The 15,983-nt window shown below is 38.5% G+C and carries 12 protein-coding genes; 8 read left to right on the top strand and 4 right to left on the bottom strand.

What is annotated here, in order from left to right; all coding sequences use genetic code 11:
* Positions 1–2: 2 nt before the first annotated feature.
* Complete coding sequence (locus tag QJV33_RS00720) at positions 3–611, bottom strand: fumarylacetoacetate hydrolase family protein (RefSeq protein ID WP_281461513.1); 609 nt, start codon at positions 609–611, stop codon at positions 3–5.
* Between the two features lie 106 nt (positions 612–717).
* On the opposite strand from QJV33_RS00720, the gene QJV33_RS00715 reads away from it, so the two are divergent.
* On the top strand, positions 718–1,254 hold the full coding sequence (locus tag QJV33_RS00715) for a cytochrome b (RefSeq protein ID WP_281461512.1): 537 nt from the start codon (positions 718–720) through the stop codon (positions 1,252–1,254).
* 21 nt (positions 1,255–1,275) lie between these two features.
* Here the strand turns inward: QJV33_RS00715 and QJV33_RS00710 are convergent, their stop codons facing one another.
* From QJV33_RS00710 to QJV33_RS00700, 3 genes are all read right to left on the bottom strand, one after another.
* The gene (locus QJV33_RS00710) at positions 1,276–1,815 is read right to left on the bottom strand and encodes a tetratricopeptide repeat protein (RefSeq protein ID WP_281461511.1); all 540 of its coding nucleotides are present in this window, start codon (positions 1,813–1,815) and stop codon (positions 1,276–1,278) included.
* Positions 1,790–2,149, bottom strand: coding sequence for an integrase core domain-containing protein (locus QJV33_RS00705; RefSeq protein WP_281461510.1), 360 nt, complete (start codon positions 2,147–2,149; stop codon positions 1,790–1,792). Before QJV33_RS00705 ends, QJV33_RS00710 begins: the two co-directional genes overlap by 26 nt.
* Positions 2,150–2,233: 84 nt before the next feature.
* Positions 2,234–2,584 (bottom strand): hypothetical protein, encoded by a 351-nt coding sequence (locus QJV33_RS00700; RefSeq protein ID WP_281461509.1) that lies wholly within the window; start codon positions 2,582–2,584, stop codon positions 2,234–2,236.
* Positions 2,585–2,755: 171 nt separating this feature from the next.
* Here QJV33_RS00700 and QJV33_RS00695 point away from each other — a divergent pair, with 171 nt between their 5' ends.
* The 7 genes from QJV33_RS00695 to QJV33_RS00665 all read left to right on the top strand — a co-directional run bounded on the left by QJV33_RS00695 (position 2,756) and on the right by QJV33_RS00665 (position 15,968).
* Positions 2,756–3,727 carry a complex I NDUFA9 subunit family protein gene (locus QJV33_RS00695; protein ID WP_281461508.1) on the top strand — a complete coding sequence of 324 codons (972 nt, stop codon included), beginning with the start codon at positions 2,756–2,758 and terminating at the stop codon, positions 3,725–3,727.
* 131 nt (positions 3,728–3,858) lie between these two features.
* Positions 3,859–5,268 (top strand): NAD(P)-dependent oxidoreductase, encoded by a 1,410-nt coding sequence (locus tag QJV33_RS00690; protein WP_281461507.1) that lies wholly within the window; start codon positions 3,859–3,861, stop codon positions 5,266–5,268.
* Between the two features lie 95 nt (positions 5,269–5,363).
* The gene (gene gltB, locus QJV33_RS00685; RefSeq protein WP_281461506.1) at positions 5,364–9,890 is read left to right on the top strand and encodes a glutamate synthase large subunit; all 4,527 of its coding nucleotides are present in this window, start codon (positions 5,364–5,366) and stop codon (positions 9,888–9,890) included.
* Between the two features lie 355 nt (positions 9,891–10,245).
* Complete coding sequence (locus tag QJV33_RS00680; protein ID WP_281461505.1) at positions 10,246–12,924, top strand: cation:proton antiporter; 2,679 nt, start codon at positions 10,246–10,248, stop codon at positions 12,922–12,924.
* A 94-nt stretch (positions 12,925–13,018) separates the two neighbouring features.
* Positions 13,019–13,483: a (2Fe-2S)-binding protein gene (locus QJV33_RS00675; protein WP_281461504.1), complete on the top strand. Its 465-nt coding sequence runs from the start codon at positions 13,019–13,021 to the stop codon at positions 13,481–13,483.
* Positions 13,476–15,662, top strand: coding sequence for a xanthine dehydrogenase family protein molybdopterin-binding subunit (locus QJV33_RS00670; RefSeq protein ID WP_281461503.1), 2,187 nt, complete (start codon positions 13,476–13,478; stop codon positions 15,660–15,662). The genes QJV33_RS00675 and QJV33_RS00670 overlap by 8 nt, the downstream gene beginning before the upstream one ends.
* Before the next feature lie 114 nt (positions 15,663–15,776).
* Positions 15,777–15,968 carry a hypothetical protein gene (locus QJV33_RS00665; RefSeq protein ID WP_281461502.1) on the top strand — a complete coding sequence of 64 codons (192 nt, stop codon included), beginning with the start codon at positions 15,777–15,779 and terminating at the stop codon, positions 15,966–15,968.
* Positions 15,969–15,983 lie beyond the last annotated feature (15 nt).

Raw genomic sequence — 15,983 nt, 5'->3', positions numbered from 1 at the left:
ATTCACTTTACTTGTAACTGAGCCATTTTTTGATCTTCTAAAAAAAGAGTAATCTGATCCCCACGATGTAACTGACCAACCCCTTTGGGAGTACCAGTATAAATTAAATCATTTGGGCTTAAAATGATATATTGGCTAAGATATGAAATAATAGAAGGAATATCAAAAACCATATCTTGGGTATTTCCTTCTTGTCGAATTATACCGTTTTGGTTCATCGAAAAACGAATGTGCTTCCCGAAATTCTTTTTCGGAATAAAAGAAGAAACATAACAAGAATCTTTAAATCCTTTTGATAAAAACCATGGGAGTTCTTTTTTCCTTAGTTTAGTTTGTAAATCTCTGGCGGTTAAGTCCAATCCAACAGCGACCTCATCGTAATAAGTTTCTGCATCAATTTTGGTAATTTTGAAACCTTCTTTGATAATTTTAATCACCAACTCCGTTTCATAATGCACTTCGTTTGAAAAATCAGGTAACGTAATTACATCATTTGTCACCAACGAAGCATTGGGCTTGCTGAAAATAATTGGTTCTGCCTCAACATTATTCCCCAACTCTTTGGCATGTTCAGAGTAATTCCTGCCAATGCAATAAATATTATTAATCATTACTGAAATCCTAACGATAGAAAAATTAATATGACTATGTTCATATTTTACTATATCAATAAAATCAAAGAATATATAAACAACATTTGTTGAGATACGAATCACTATGAAAACATCATATACGTTAACCGCCAAAATATTGCATTGGCTCATGGCTACGCTTTTTATTTTTGTTTGGTTTATTGGATTTTACAGCGATCATTTTATAATATCCAACACAGATCCATTAAGATCCACCCTTATTGGTCTACATAAAAACATCGCAACAACAATCATATTTCTTTTTTGTATTCGATTATTCTGGCGTTACACACATCCAGTGCCTGATTTACCCGATACAATGTCGCCTACATTAAAAAAACTCACACATATTATGCATATTATTTTATATATGATGTTGATTTTAATGCCCGTGACTGGTTGCTTACTCAGTTGGAGTGTCGGTTATCCAGCACCCGTTTTGTATCTTTTTAATCTACCAACCTTAATTCATGCTAATCCTGAGTTTAAAGCAATCATTAAACCCGTTCATATATATTTATCTTGGATCGTAGGAATTATGGTTGTTGGGCATATTGCTGCCGCTTTTAAACATCATTTTATCGACAAAGATAATGTTTTTAAAAGCATGATGTTTAAATAACATTTTTACATTCATTGGCTTTTATCGAGAATTTCGCAATTGTAGCATCATAGATTGAATGGTTCTGTTACACTCTTTGGGTGATTCTTTACAAAATTGCTCAAATAATTCTAGTGCTTTAGCATTATCCTTTGGGGTAATCTCACCAAGAAAATACATAATTCCTAATTTCATCTTAGCTTCAGAACTACCTTTTGAAATTGCTTTTTCAAAATACTTTTTAGCTTTTATAAAATCTTTCGGAGTACCTCGTCCTGTATCATACATCACTCCTAGATTGACCAAAGCCACAACATGACCTTGATTTGCTGCTTTTTGAAACCAATAAGCTGCTTTTTTATGATCAAGAGGAATTCTTTCTCCCAACCCATATAATAATCCCAATGCAAGTTGGGCAACAACGTCCCCTTGGTTAGCTTTAGATTTAATAATATCTATACTAACATTATTTGTAATATATGGATTACCACCTCTTTGTTTGAATTGTGGTAAATAAACAGTATCATTGTTTAAATGTAGGAATTGATCGGGTTGTTTACAGATTTTGTTTAAAATAACCATCTAAGACCTCATAGGGTGTTTTTCCTTGAATGCCTTTATGGGGTTTAACAATGTTATAATAATTTATAAATCGTTTCAACTTTAACTTTCGATCTTGAGCATTGACGAACAATGCACGCTCATGCCACATTTCCATGAGTGTGCGAATGACGCGCTCTGCTTTGCCATTGGTTTGAGGGCAAGCTGGCTTGGTAAATTTCTGGTTAATCCGATTGGTATAACAGGTTTTAACAAACAGATGTTCAAGCGTTCCTTGGCATTCTCTGCCATTGTCAAAGTAAACACATTCGATCATATAAGGGCATTGAACCTGCACATCGTCTTGTAAGAACAAAGCTGTACTAAACTGAGATTTATCGTTGTAAATCCCTGCATAGAGTTCTCGAGAAAAATCATCAATACCTACAAAAAGATTTTGCTATTTAGTCTCATTTTTCAACAAAGGAAGCCGTTTAGTCTCGACATGCACCATCTCCCCAGGATAAGAGTTGTTATATTTTTTGACTTGCCATCTGAGGTTGTCCTCAAGTGTTTTTTCAATCTTAGCAAGGCGTTTAATGCCATATTTGATCGTTTTATAACGCTCATTTGTGCTGGACATCGGCACAAATAATTGCAACCGAGCTCGCCTTAATACAACATAAATCGTAGGTCTGCTGACCATAAAACGCTTAGCCAGATCCGTTATCATCACTTTCTCTTGATGATATAATCGCCATATCTCCTCTCGATGATACAGCGTAAGCTTCGTTTTTCTATGCATGGTCATTACAGTAATATTCCATATCACTGTAAACAACCCGATCAATTCCTACATATAATGAATATTTAAAGGTCGTTTTATCATTTGAATCTTGAACAATATATATACGAAGTATAAGAAGTATAGACAGAACGTTAAGAGTTAAATCTTGTGAGATATGTTTAAAGGAGTGTCTAAGTGAGTGATACACGTAAAGTCGCAACGGTTATTGGAAATAATCAATTCGTAGAAGGCTATATTATAGAACGATTGGTCAAGGCGGGGTATATTGTTCGTGTTGCTGTTCCTCAGCCTGCATTGGTCAATACCATCAGACCTTTTGGCAATGTTGGACATATTACACCTCTTTATTGTTCTGTTAAAAAAGAAAGCACGATCATTCGTGCGATTGAAGGTGCAGAAATTGTTGTTAATATCTCTGGATTTGCTTTTGGAAAAAATAAAGCTAAACTTGAATTACATAATGTACAAGCTGCTCAAAATATAGCACGAATTAGTGCTGCTGCTGGGGTAAAGCGATTAATTCATTTTTCTGCACTGGGTGCGGCATTAGATAGCCGCTCTGCGTATCTAGTTAGCAAGAAAAAAGCTGAGGATGCAGTTTTACAAGCATTTGCATCCGCTGTAATTTTACGTACCAGTGTTGTTTTTGGACCTGAAGATCAATTTTTAAATAAATTGGCTCTAATTGCTAGTTATTTTCCGATTATGCCTACTTATAATGTGAATACCAAATTACAACCCATCTATGCGGGTGATGTTGCCGATGCGGTTATAAGCGTTGTGCAGAAAGTCGAATGTAGTGGAAAAATATATGAAATTGCAGGCGCAGAATCTTATACTAATCGTGAGTTAATGACTTGGTTAGTGCAATGGCTTAGAACTGGAAATGATGTGAGTGGGCTCAGTCCTGTTTTGATAAGATTGATGGGGTTTACATTGCAATTTATGCCGGGTGCTATTATGACACCTGCATTATTTAATATGATGGAGTATGATTCTGTTCTAAGTCAGAACGAAAATGGGCTGTTAGCATTGGGAATTGTTCCAAAATCAATAGAAATGATTGCTCCTATTTATCTTTATTGTTATAGATCAATCAGTGATTTTACTGAGCTAAAGCGTTTACAGCGTCGAGTTGAGCAATAAAATATTATTAAAATAATCTTTTTTAAATTATTTTAATAATAGGTCAGCATTACTGTCTTTTATTTAAGTGAAGAATAGAATAAACGATTAGGTATCATTGAGTTTGTAATCGTAAAGGCGATGGTACTATTATGCCTAATGTTATGTTAAAATTTATTTCTCTCGATCAACAGCAACCTGAAAAACGACCAGCAGAAATTCGAAAAACCGATTTCTTGGAAACTTACCGTCGTTTTTCAGATGAACAAGCCAAAACACAAGCCAGTCGTTGCTCACAATGTGGCGTTCCTTTTTGTTCAACAAAATGCCCTTTATCCAACTATATTCCTGATTGGTTGAAATTAACTGCTGAAAATCGTTTAGAAGAAGCCTATGCGCTTTCGTCTGAAACCAATAGCTTTCCAGAAATTTGTGGTCGTATCTGTCCACAAGATAGGTTATGTGAAGGTAGTTGTGTAATCGAGCCTGGGTTTAAAAGCGTAACTATTGGTGCTGTTGAGGCATATATTACCGATCATGCGTTTGAAAATGGATTAATTCAACCTGTTGTGCCTGTACAAGAACACACGCAATCTGTTGGGATTGTGGGGGCTGGTCCTTGTGGAATGGCTGCGGCAGTGGTGTTGCGTCAAAAAGGATATAAAGTTCACATTTACGATCGTTATGATCGGGCGGGCGGATTGCTGACCTATGGGATTCCAACTTTTAAACTTGAAAAAGAAATCGTTGCGAGACGTCAAAAATGGCTTGAAGAGTCTGGTGTTATTTTTCATTTCAATGTAAATATTGCCGATCATACAGGTGAAGGAAGCATTTCTTTTGCAGATTTGCGTCAGAAACATGATGCTGTTTTCATTGCGACGGGTGTGTATCAGAAAAAAGAAGTTAAATTATTAGGTAGCCATCTAAACGGAGTTGTTCAGGCATTGGATTATTTGATGGCTTCACAACAAACAAATCAGGTGCTTTCATCCGATATGGATGCCAAAGGGAAAGATGTAATTGTTGTTGGGGGTGGCGATACCGCAATGGATTGCCTACGTACAGCCATTCGTCAAGGTGCGAAATCAGTTAAATGTTTATATCGTCGTGACAAAGCCAATATGCCAGGTTCTATGCGTGAAGTTAAAAATGCAGAAGAAGAAGGTGTTGAATTTATTTGGCAAGCAGCACCAGAAGCATTTATTGGTAGTGAAAAAATTGAGTCTATTCGTGCATTAAGAACAGAGTTGGGACTACCTGATGCAGGAGGACGTCAAAGTGTCAGAGTTATCGAAGATAGCCATTTTACATTGCCCGCAGATATGGTGATTAAGGCACTTGGATTTGATCCAGAACCTTTATCATCCTTGTGGAATGAAAGCAATTTGAGTGCTTCTAAATATGGAACGGTTAGCGTAGATAGGCAGAAATTTATGACTTCCATAGATGGTGTATTTGCAGGGGGAGATATTGTCCGTGGTGCCAGCTTGGTGGTTTGGGCAGTGCGGGATGGTCAAGATGCAGCACTGCAAATTGCAAAATGGTTAAAAGGACAATAATTTTGTTTCATAGAAACAATCTTAACAAATTATTCAGTTAACAAAAGCCAGCCCAAAGAATGGCAAGGTTTTATCATCTATAGGCGGATAAACAGATGAGTGATACTAATTTTATTGAAGATAGAAAAAGAAACGAAGCAATCCTTGAGAGTGTAGGGGTATATTCTCAGGATCAAGAGCATGATGCTTGTGGTGTAGGGTTTGTTGTTGCGCTGGATGGTAAAAAACGCCGTGATGTTGTTGAAGCGGGTTTAACGGCATTGAAAGCATTATGGCACAGAGGGGCTGTGGATGCAGATGGTAAAACTGGCGATGGTGCAGGGATCCATGTTGAAATTTCTCAAGATTTCTTTTTAAAATCTATTCGTAGCGGTCATCATCATGTTAAAGAAGGTGGCTTAGCGGTAGGAATGGTGTTCTTGCCCAAAAATGATTTGGCCAGTCAAGAACGTTGCCGTCAGATTGTAGAAACTGAAATTATTGCTTTTGGCTATTCGATTTATGGATGGCGGCAAGTGCCGATTAATACTGATTGTATTGGTGAAAAAGCGAATGCAACACGTCCTGAAATCGAACAAATCCTTATCAGTAATACGAAAAATCATTCAGAAGAAGAATTCGAGCGTAATTTATATATTATTCGTCGTAAAATTGAGAAACGTGCTACTGAAAGCCATGTAGATTTATATATTTGTTCTTTGTCTTGTCGTTCTGTGATTTATAAAGGAATGTTCTTGGCTGAAAATGTGGCTGATTTCTATCCTGATTTATTGGATGAACGTTTTGTTAGCCGCTTTGCGATTTATCATCAACGCTATTCAACCAATACATTTCCAACTTGGAAACTCGCACAACCTTTCAGAAAAATAGCGCATAATGGTGAGATCAATACCTTATCAGGAAATATTAATTGGATGAAGAGCCACGAGACACGTTTGTCTCATCCTGATCTTGATGCATATATGGCTGATTTAAAACCCGTCATTCAGTTTAATGGTTCAGATACAGCGGCTTTGGATAACGTGTTTGAGTTATTGACTTTTGCTGGGCGCGATGCACCAACAGTCAAGGCATTGATGATACCACCTGCAATGGGGATGCAAAATCACTTAGACCAAAAAGTGAAAGATATGTACAGTTACTCTAATGCGGTAATGGAACCTTGGGATGGTCCTGCTGCATTATGTGGAACGGATGGAAACTGGGTCATTGCAGGGTTGGATCGTAATGGTTTACGTCCTTTGCGTTATACAATCACAACCAATAATCTAATGATTTTAGGTTCTGAAACAGGAATGGTACGTGTTCCTGAACCAGAAGTATTAGAAAAAGGGCGCTTGGGACCAGGGCAAACTATTGGGTTTAATATGCAAACCTGCAAATTATATAAACCCAACGATATTACTGATATGTTGGTGCAAAGTCATGATTATAGTGAATGGGTGAAAAATACTCAGCAAATCACGTCGATCGTGAGGGATCAGGAAAATGAAACTCATTTATTCCCTTCAGAAGAGTTGCGTAGAAGGCAATTAGCGGTTGGGATTAGCATCGAAGATCTAGAGACTGTTTTACAACCAATGGTTGAAACTGCCTCAGAGGCGATTGGCTCGATGGGTGATGATACGCCATTGGCGGTGTTAAGCGATCGTTATCGTGGATTGTCCCATTATTTCCGCCAACGGTTTAGTCAAGTCACCAATCCACCGATCGATAGTTTACGTGAAACCCAAGTGATGACCCTCAGCACACGGTTAGGGAATTTGGGAAATATTCTCGATCAAACTTCTGAACAATGTCGGATGTTACAATTATCAAGCCCTGTATTGACAACGAGTGAATTCAGTGCATTACAAGAATTCTGTGGTAAAACGGGCGTCACGATTGATTGTAATTTTATTGTTGCTCAAGGAGAGCAAGGGTTGCGTGATGCGATTGCTCGGATTTGTTTAGAAGCTGAGGAAGCTGTTCGTGCTGGATGTACTCACGTATTTTTAACTGATGAAAAGCAAAATAAAGAGCTTGCACAAATTCCAATGATTTTGGCAACGGCAGCGGTACATACGCATTTAGTGCGCCAGTCTTTACGTACATTCACGTCATTAAATGTGCGTTCAGCGGATACATTGGACGTTCATTCTATTGCTGTGTTAATTGGTGTTGGCGCAACCACCGTAAATGCTTATTTGGCGCAAGGATGTATTGCCGATCGTCATAAAAGAGGATTGTTTGGTGATATTTCTTTGCGTGAAGCCATGCAACGTTATTGTAAAGCGGTTGATAAAGGCTTGCTTAAAATTATGGCAAAGATGGGGATTTCTGTCGTTGCTTCCTATCGTGGCGGATATAATTTTGAAGCAATTGGGTTGTCTCGCGCTTTGGTGGCAGAGTTCTTCCCAGGAATGTCGTCTCGTATCTCAGGAATAGGGTTGTCAGGGATTGCTCATAATGTTAGTACATTTCATGAAAAAGCATGGGATCCAAATGTCAAAATCTTGCCAATTGGTGGGTTATATAAATGGCGTCAACAAGGTGAAAAACATGCGTTGAATGGGGATGTGATTAAATTAATCCAACAAGCCGTTGAAAAAGACAGTTGGCCTTTATATCAAAAATATTTGGAGGCTATTAGAGAACAGCCTCCGATGGCATTACGTGACTTATTGGATTTCCAATCTTCGAATAAACCTATTCCTGTTGAGTCCGTTGAAAATATTACCCAATTAAGAAGGCGTTTGATCTCTCCTGGTATTTCTTTGGGTGCGTTAAGCCCAGAGGCACACGAGACTTTGGCGATTGCGATGAATCGTATTGGCGCACGTTCTGACTCTGGTGAGGGTGGTGAAGATGCAAGTCGTTATAAACCCCGTCCGAATGGTGATAATGCGTCTTCTGCGATTAAGCAAATTGCCTCTGGACGTTTTGGGGTTACGGCTGAATATCTAAATAATTGTCGTGAAATTGAGATTAAAGTTGCTCAAGGGGCAAAGCCAGGTGAGGGTGGTCAGCTTCCAGGATTCAAAGTCACAGAATTGATTGGGAAGTTACGTCATGCTGTGCCTGGGGTGACCTTGATTTCTCCTCCACCGCATCATGATATTTACTCGATTGAAGATTTGGCACAGCTTATTTATGACTTAAAGCAAATTAATCCTGATGCAACGGTTGCGGTAAAATTGGTGGCATCTTCTGGAATTGGAACGATTGCTGCTGGGGTTGCTAAGGCAAAAGCAGATACAATCTTAATATCAGGTCATAATGGCGGCACAGGGGCTTCTGCACAAACATCGATTAAATATGGTGGTATTCCTTGGGAAATGGGCTTGGCAGAGGCACATCAAGTATTGATGCTGAACCGTTTACGTCATCGGATTACGTTACGTGTTGATGGTGGAATTAAAACAGGTCGTGATGTTGTGATTGCAGCCATGTTGGGCGCAGAAGAATTTGGTATTGGAACACTCAGCTTGATTGCCATGGGGTGTATTATGGTACGTCAATGTCATTCAAATACTTGCCCAGTCGGTGTATGCACTCAAGATGAAGAGCTACGTAAAAAATTCGTTCATGATGGTGCAGATCGCGTTATTAATTTATTCTCTTTCATTGCTGAAGATGTGCGTAATATCCTTGCCTCTCTTGGTTTCTCTTCGTTAAAAGAAATTATTGGACGCACTGATTTATTAAGACAAGTATTACGTGGTGCTTCTTATCTTGATGATTTGGATTTGAACTCATTACTGGCTCGTGTCGATGCAGGTCCGTATGAAAGATATTGCACACGCGAAGGCCGTAACGAGGTGCCTGAAACGCTTGATGCGCAAATGATTGTTGATGCTCAACCTCTGTTTGAGCATGGTGAGAAAATGCAGTTGCGTTATAATGTGCAAAATACTTATCGTGCTATTGGGACGAAGATTTCTTCTAATATTACCCGTCGTTTTGGTATGAAAGGACTGGCAGAAGATCATTTGACTGTGCGTCTTAGCGGTTCTGCGGGTCAATCTTTGGGAGCATTTGCGGTTCAAGGATTAAAGCTAGAAGTCTTTGGAGATGCAAATGATTATGTGGGTAAAGGGCTTTCTGGTGCAACCATTGTTGTTCGCCCAGTGCCTGAGACAAAGCTAATTTCTCAACATAATATGATTATCGGAAATACAGTTTTATACGGCGCAACGTCTGGACGGTTATATGCGGCTGGGATTGCGGGTGAACGTTTTGCGGTTCGTAACTCTGGTGCAACAGCTGTGATTGAAGGATGTGGTGCCAATGGATGTGAGTATATGACAGGTGGAATAGTTGTTATTCTGGGTGAAATTGGTGTGAATTTTGGTGCTGGGTTTACAGGGGGAATGGCTTTTATTTATGATCCTCATGCTCAATTTGAAAAATGCGTTAATTCTGAAACCTTAATGTGGCAACGAATTTCTGATCCAAAATGGGAAGAAGTCTTGCGTGGACATATAGAATGTCATGCCAAGGAAACCGAAAGCCATTATGCGATGTCATTATTACATGAATGGCAAAGCACGCTGCAACATTTCTGGCATGTGGTTCCAACGGAATATGCCAAAGTGATTGGATTTGATTTAAAGTCAGAGCCCAGTAAAAAAATAGCATAATTCATAATCAAGTATCCCTATATCATCTAAGATGAGTAGGGATATTTAGGTTTAAAATTGGGAATATATTTTAAGAGTTCGATCGATAATCTATAAACGCGAATTATTCAATTTATTTTGCTATAAAAAATTATGAAATAGTTTGTAATGAAATTTATAATTCTTATTATGTATAAAATATGATATACAAGCAAACTGAAAAGGTATTTTAAGCAAGGAAATAATTTCAAAACCGAACATTGTATAACATCATCATGATTTAATTTAACAGATCATTTGTATGATTTCTCTGTTTATAATACATTTTATAAAACACAAACATTATATTAATTATTTAAAGCGGAGAGAGGCTAATATGCCAGTTACTGGTCTGGCTACTGTTTTATTAGCAACAGCCATCCTTTTAGTCATCGTCAGTGCGGTTCAGCCTTTGGCTAAACGTATTGAGTTATCAGAAACAGTGTTGTTGGCGATAGTAGGAATTATATTAGGGGGGGTTGCAGATATTGTCCTGCATAGCTCTCATGTTTATATTTTTGATACCGCAGCAGAGGTTTTATTAGATTTCCCAATCAATAGTGAGGGATTTCTTTTGATTTTCTTGCCAATCTTGGTGTTCCAAGCAGGATTGGCGATCGATGTTCGACGACTTTATCATGAAATGGGTACTGTTTTATTATTGGCTATTGTGGCGGTGGTGCTGTCAACAGCTATGATTGGACTGGCTTTATATCCGTTTTCTGGAATGCCTTTGATCGTTTGTTTGCTGGTTGGCTCTATTGTCGCGACTACGGATCCGTCTGCGGTTGCGGGGATTTTTAAAGAAATTGGTGCAGCAACACGATTGACGCGTTTGGTTGAAGGTGAATCCCTATTAAATGACGCAGCAGCTATTTCTATTTTCTCTACGTTAACAGCAGCCATCATTGCGCATAAAGAGGTTCATTTAATGAGCTCTGCGCTTAGTATTTTAGTCTCCTTTGCTGGAGCAGTGGTTGTTGGCTTTATTTTTGCGCGTCTCTCTTTATGGATGATCGTTGCATTGGGGTCGACTTCTGGACGAGCAGCTGAAATTACGTTGACCGTTGCTTTGCCTTATATTTCTTATATTGTTTGTGATGAAATTATTGGTTTCTCTGGTGTTGTTGCAGCAGCAGCAGCGGGGCTGACGCTTTCTGCGTATGGTCCATCCACATTTCGCCCTCAAACTTGGCGTTTTTTAAACGAGATCTGGCAACAAATTGTTTTCTGGGCTGGGTCTTTGTTATTTGTTTTAGCATCTATGTTAGTACCACGTTTGCTGATTGGGATGACCAAATGGGATTGTGTATTAATCTTGATCGCCACGATTGCAGGGTTGGCTGCACGTGCCGTTGTTGTTTTTGGAATGCTGCCTATTCTAGCAGCAACAAAAATTTCACCGCCTATTCCAACACCTTTTAAAGCCACAATGGTTTGGGGGGGATTGCGTGGTGCGATTACACTGGCATTGGCATTGGCTGTGACGGAAAATGAACTTGTTTCAACGCCGATCTCTCATTTTGTTGGAATTATTGCAACAGGGTTCGTACTCATCACGTTATTGGTGAATGGAACAACGTTACGTGCAGTGGTTGTGTATTTCAGGTTAAATGAACTAACTCCTATCGATCAGGCTGTGCGCCATCAAATCCTAGGTATTGGTTTGGGAAGAGTTCGCGATAAAACAAGGCGCACTGCCAATGAATTTGGGTTTACCAATCGTATTACAGGATATGTCATTGAAGGTCTTGAACGTCGTATAGAAGACGAGCAAGAAGCCAATACGTTTGATACGGCTTTGGGTAATCGTCAACGAATTACACTGGCATTAATTACGATTGCAGCACAAGAGCGCTCTATTTTACTCGATTTATTCCGTATGCAGGGGTTGCCCAGAAGGGTGATGGAAACTTTGTTAAGGTCTGCCGAGGCTGCTGTTGATGGTGCTTGGCAAGATGGGCGTTATGGATATGTTAAGGCAATGCATAAACGATTACATCCGCCTTTGCGTTTTCGTATGGCTCAAAGTATTCATCGTAAATTACATATTGATCGCCCTTTGATGTATTGTATGATGGAACGATTTGAAATTCTTTTGATTTCAAGGTTTGTTGCTATTTCATTAACTCGATTTGTTAAACGTAAAATTGAACCGACATTGGGATCTCGTGTGGCGGATATTGTTTCTGAGGTTTTGGACAGACAAAACCGTATGCTGGATGATTCTTTGGAAACGATGAGAATGCATTATCAAGGATATATCGAGGCTTTGGAAGCACGTTTCTTGCAAATGGTTGCGTTGCGGTTCGAGAGTGAAGAATATGATGATTTGCATACCGAAACTTTAATTAGTGAAGAACTGCATCAAGAGCTAGAAAAAGCTGTTGAAAAACGTTTTGCGCGGTATAATCGTTCCCTGAAGTTTAATCTTAAAAGTGGTATTGAACAACGTGTGCAAGAGCTTCCTTGTTTAAGAGGTGTGCCGCAAGCTGTTTTGTATGATATTTCGATGTCGATGTCTATTTACTTTGTTTCTCCTGGTGAGACGATCTTTTCACGTGCGGAACGGATTAAAAATGTGTTCTTTATCAGTAACGGATTATTCGAAACACATGTAGAGGATAAAGTTTTTACCTTTGGTGCTGGCGATATATTGGGTGCCAAAGAGATTATTGCTAATAAGAAAAGAACAGCATCAATTTATCGTTCTTTACGTTTTGGTTATTTATTAACAATGCCTGTAGATGTATTTAAACGATTAATATCTGAATATTCTATTGTTCGTCATAATTTGATACAGATTGATTATGCACGTCATCGTCCCGAGGAAGATGATGTTGTTGAAAATGATGTTCTTTTGTTAGAATATAACCCTCTTGCAATAGAAAAACCCCTTGATGCAACTTCTGGTGCGAATGAGGGCAAAAAGAATAAGCAGAAGAAAGAGGATCAAATTCAGCAAAAAAACAAGCCTAAAGCTGAACCAGATATCGAAGAAGATCCTTTTCAATAAAGTTCATATCATAAGGTGATGCTTTATAAAGGAAAGTGCAAACTTTCCTTTATGCTTAATTGCCTTATACAACTTTAAAAAGATTTATAGCATAATGGTTGTATTAAATATTAATAATAAAATAGTGCGTTTAGATGTTTCTGAAGACATGCCATTATTATGGGTTTTACGGGATGTAATGGGACTGACTGGCACCAAATATGGCTGTGGTATCGGTGAATGTGGTGCTTGTACGGTGCATTTAGACGATAAACCTGTTCGCTCTTGTTCTGTACCAGCAGGGTCTATTGGTGATAAATCAGTAATTACGATTGAGGGGTTAGATAGAGATCCCATTGCGCAAAAAATATTAGACGGTTGGGTTGAAAAACAACCAACGCAATGTGGATATTGTCAACCAGGTCAAATTATGACCGCTATTGCTTTGTTACATGAAAAAGAAAAACCAAGCAAAGAGGAAATTAATCGCGCTTTGTCAGGGCATATTTGTCGTTGTGGTATGTATCAGCGTATTCGAAATGCGATTAAAGTAGCGATAGGGAGCACAGAAGATGAGTAAATTATCCAGACGTGCTTTTTTCACGAAAACAGGTGCATTGGTTTTAGGTGTGTCTTTGCCATTTTTGGCAAAAGCGCAAGACAAAACTGGAGTATCTAGATCAGAGGGTGATTTACATCATTCTGTTAATACGCCTTTTAATAATGGATATCATAACGCATATATTGAAATTACTCCGAGCAATCAAATATTATTCCACATTCCAGATATTGAATTTGGGCAGGGTATTTACACAGCGGCAGCGATGCTATTAGCTGAAGAATTAGAAGTTGAATTGTCAGCTATCAAAGTTGATGCTGCGTTGCCAAGCCCAGAATATATTGTCAAAGGGGAAGTCACTGAAATTACATGGGGGTCTGGATCCACTCAAAAAGACTGGCTGCCTTTGCAACAATCAGCAGCAATATTACGTACGATGCTCATTCAAGCTGCTGCACAATCTTGGAAAATAAATATGGATCAATGTCATGTAAAAGCAGGACAGATTTACGCAGCAAGTGGTCAACAAGCGCCTTATGCACAATTTTTACAGGATATATATACTTTACCCATACCAAAAGATATTCCATTAAAAAAACCAGATACCTATCGTTTGATTGGAAAGTCACAACCAAGGGTGGATACGCTTGAAAAAGTTAAAGGAAAAGCAATTTACGCAACCGATGTGACTTTTAAAGATGCATCAATGCCTGCGATAAAAACGGGTTTGATGATTATTTGTCCTGTTGTTGGGGGGAAATTGGCGCATCTTGACGATAAAAATGCTAAACAGGTTCAAAATGTTATTGATATAGTATCTCTGGAGAATGCTATTTGTATTATTGCGGATAGTTATTGGACTGCATTAAAAGCATCAAAGCAATTAATAATTGAATGGGATTATGGTGCTAATGGAGTTGCAACAACAGAGAGTATCTATAAGCAATTAGATCAAGCTGATGAACAGCAAGCCATTATTGGGTATAGTAATAAATCTGAAAAAATTGAAGTTTCTTTAAACGCAAGCAGTCATATTTATAAAATGGCTTACCGACAACCGATGTTGTTGCATGCTGCATTGGAGCCATTAAGTTGCACGATATATATTCAAGAAAATAAGTGCGAAATATGGTCTTGTTCACAAACGCCTCTATGGACAAGAGATAAAATTTCAGCATTATTAAAAAGGGATGCAAAAGATATATATTTGCATACTGTTTTTGTCGGTGGCAGCTTTGGTCGTCGTTTAGATGATGATTATATTTTACAAGCGGTTCGAGTTGCACAAAAAGTCTCTTATCCTTTAAAATGTGTTTGGTCGAGAGAGGAAGATTTTGCCCAAGATCATGTTCGCCCACCTTATTTAGACCAAGTTGAAGCTGGGGTAGATGCGGATGGTATATTAACAGCAGTCAAACATCATATTATTGGTCCCTCTGTAACGGCAATCTGGGATAAAACATTATTATCCAAAGAAGGAATGGATCCTGATTTATTATTGGGAATTGATAGTCTTCCTTATCAAATTCCGCAGTATCAATTGAATTATACGAATTGTGATATTCAATCAATTATTCCGGGGTGGTGGCAAGGTAATGGGGCTACTCGCAATATTTTCGTAGTGGAATCTATTATTAATAAATGTGCGAAGAAAGCTCAAAAAGACCCTATAGAATATCGTAAATTGTTAAAGCCAGATGCGCGTGCTATGGCAGTTATCGACATGGTTGCTCAACATGCGCAATGGGAACTTGAACCTCTCAAGGATATTGGCAGAGGCTTTGCAATGGCACATATTTTTGGCAGTTATATTGCAATGGTAGTCGAGGCTGAAATAACGGTAATGTCTGTGGTGCGTCTACATCGTGTTATTGTTGCGGTGGATTGTGGGTTGGCTGTTAATCCAGATCAGATTTCAGCACAAATAGAAAGCAGCACTATTTTTGGATTGGGGGCCGCTTTGTATAATGAAGTTCAGATTAACAAAGGGCAAATTGTGCAACGTAACTTTAACCAATATCGTGCATTACATATGAACGAAGCACCACAAGTAGAAGTGCATATTGTCAAAAGTAATGAAGCCCCTTCAGGTGTAGCAGAGCTGGGAACAATTGTTGCTGCGCCAGCATTGGCTCATGCCTTGGGATCGATTTTGGATAGGAATTTATATAGCTTACCGTTAAATAAATATTTGACTTAGTTTGGTGGTAGAATTCCGTATCGTTGTTCGACCTCTTAATTAAGATGGAGAGCCCTATGCTATCTAAAAGTAAAAAAACGAATGGTAAAATCATTCGTTCAATAGGTATCTTTTGTGGCTTTTTGGGGAGTAGGTATTGGTTTTTTTATATTCAAAGGGATGGTATTAGGGCATTCCTATACTAAAAATGGCATTATTCTTATAGATAATTGGCAGTCCCTTGGTATTAATAGGGCAGTCATTGGCGGAATAGTTGGTACAACAGCAGCATTATTGGGAATAATGTTCGGAAAATCTAAACTCTGATAAAATACTTAATGC

This window comes from Commensalibacter nepenthis, from assembly GCF_029953305.1.
GTDB lineage: Bacteria > Pseudomonadota > Alphaproteobacteria > Acetobacterales > Acetobacteraceae > Commensalibacter > Commensalibacter nepenthis.
This window is presented reverse-complemented; position numbering and strand designations above follow the sequence as displayed.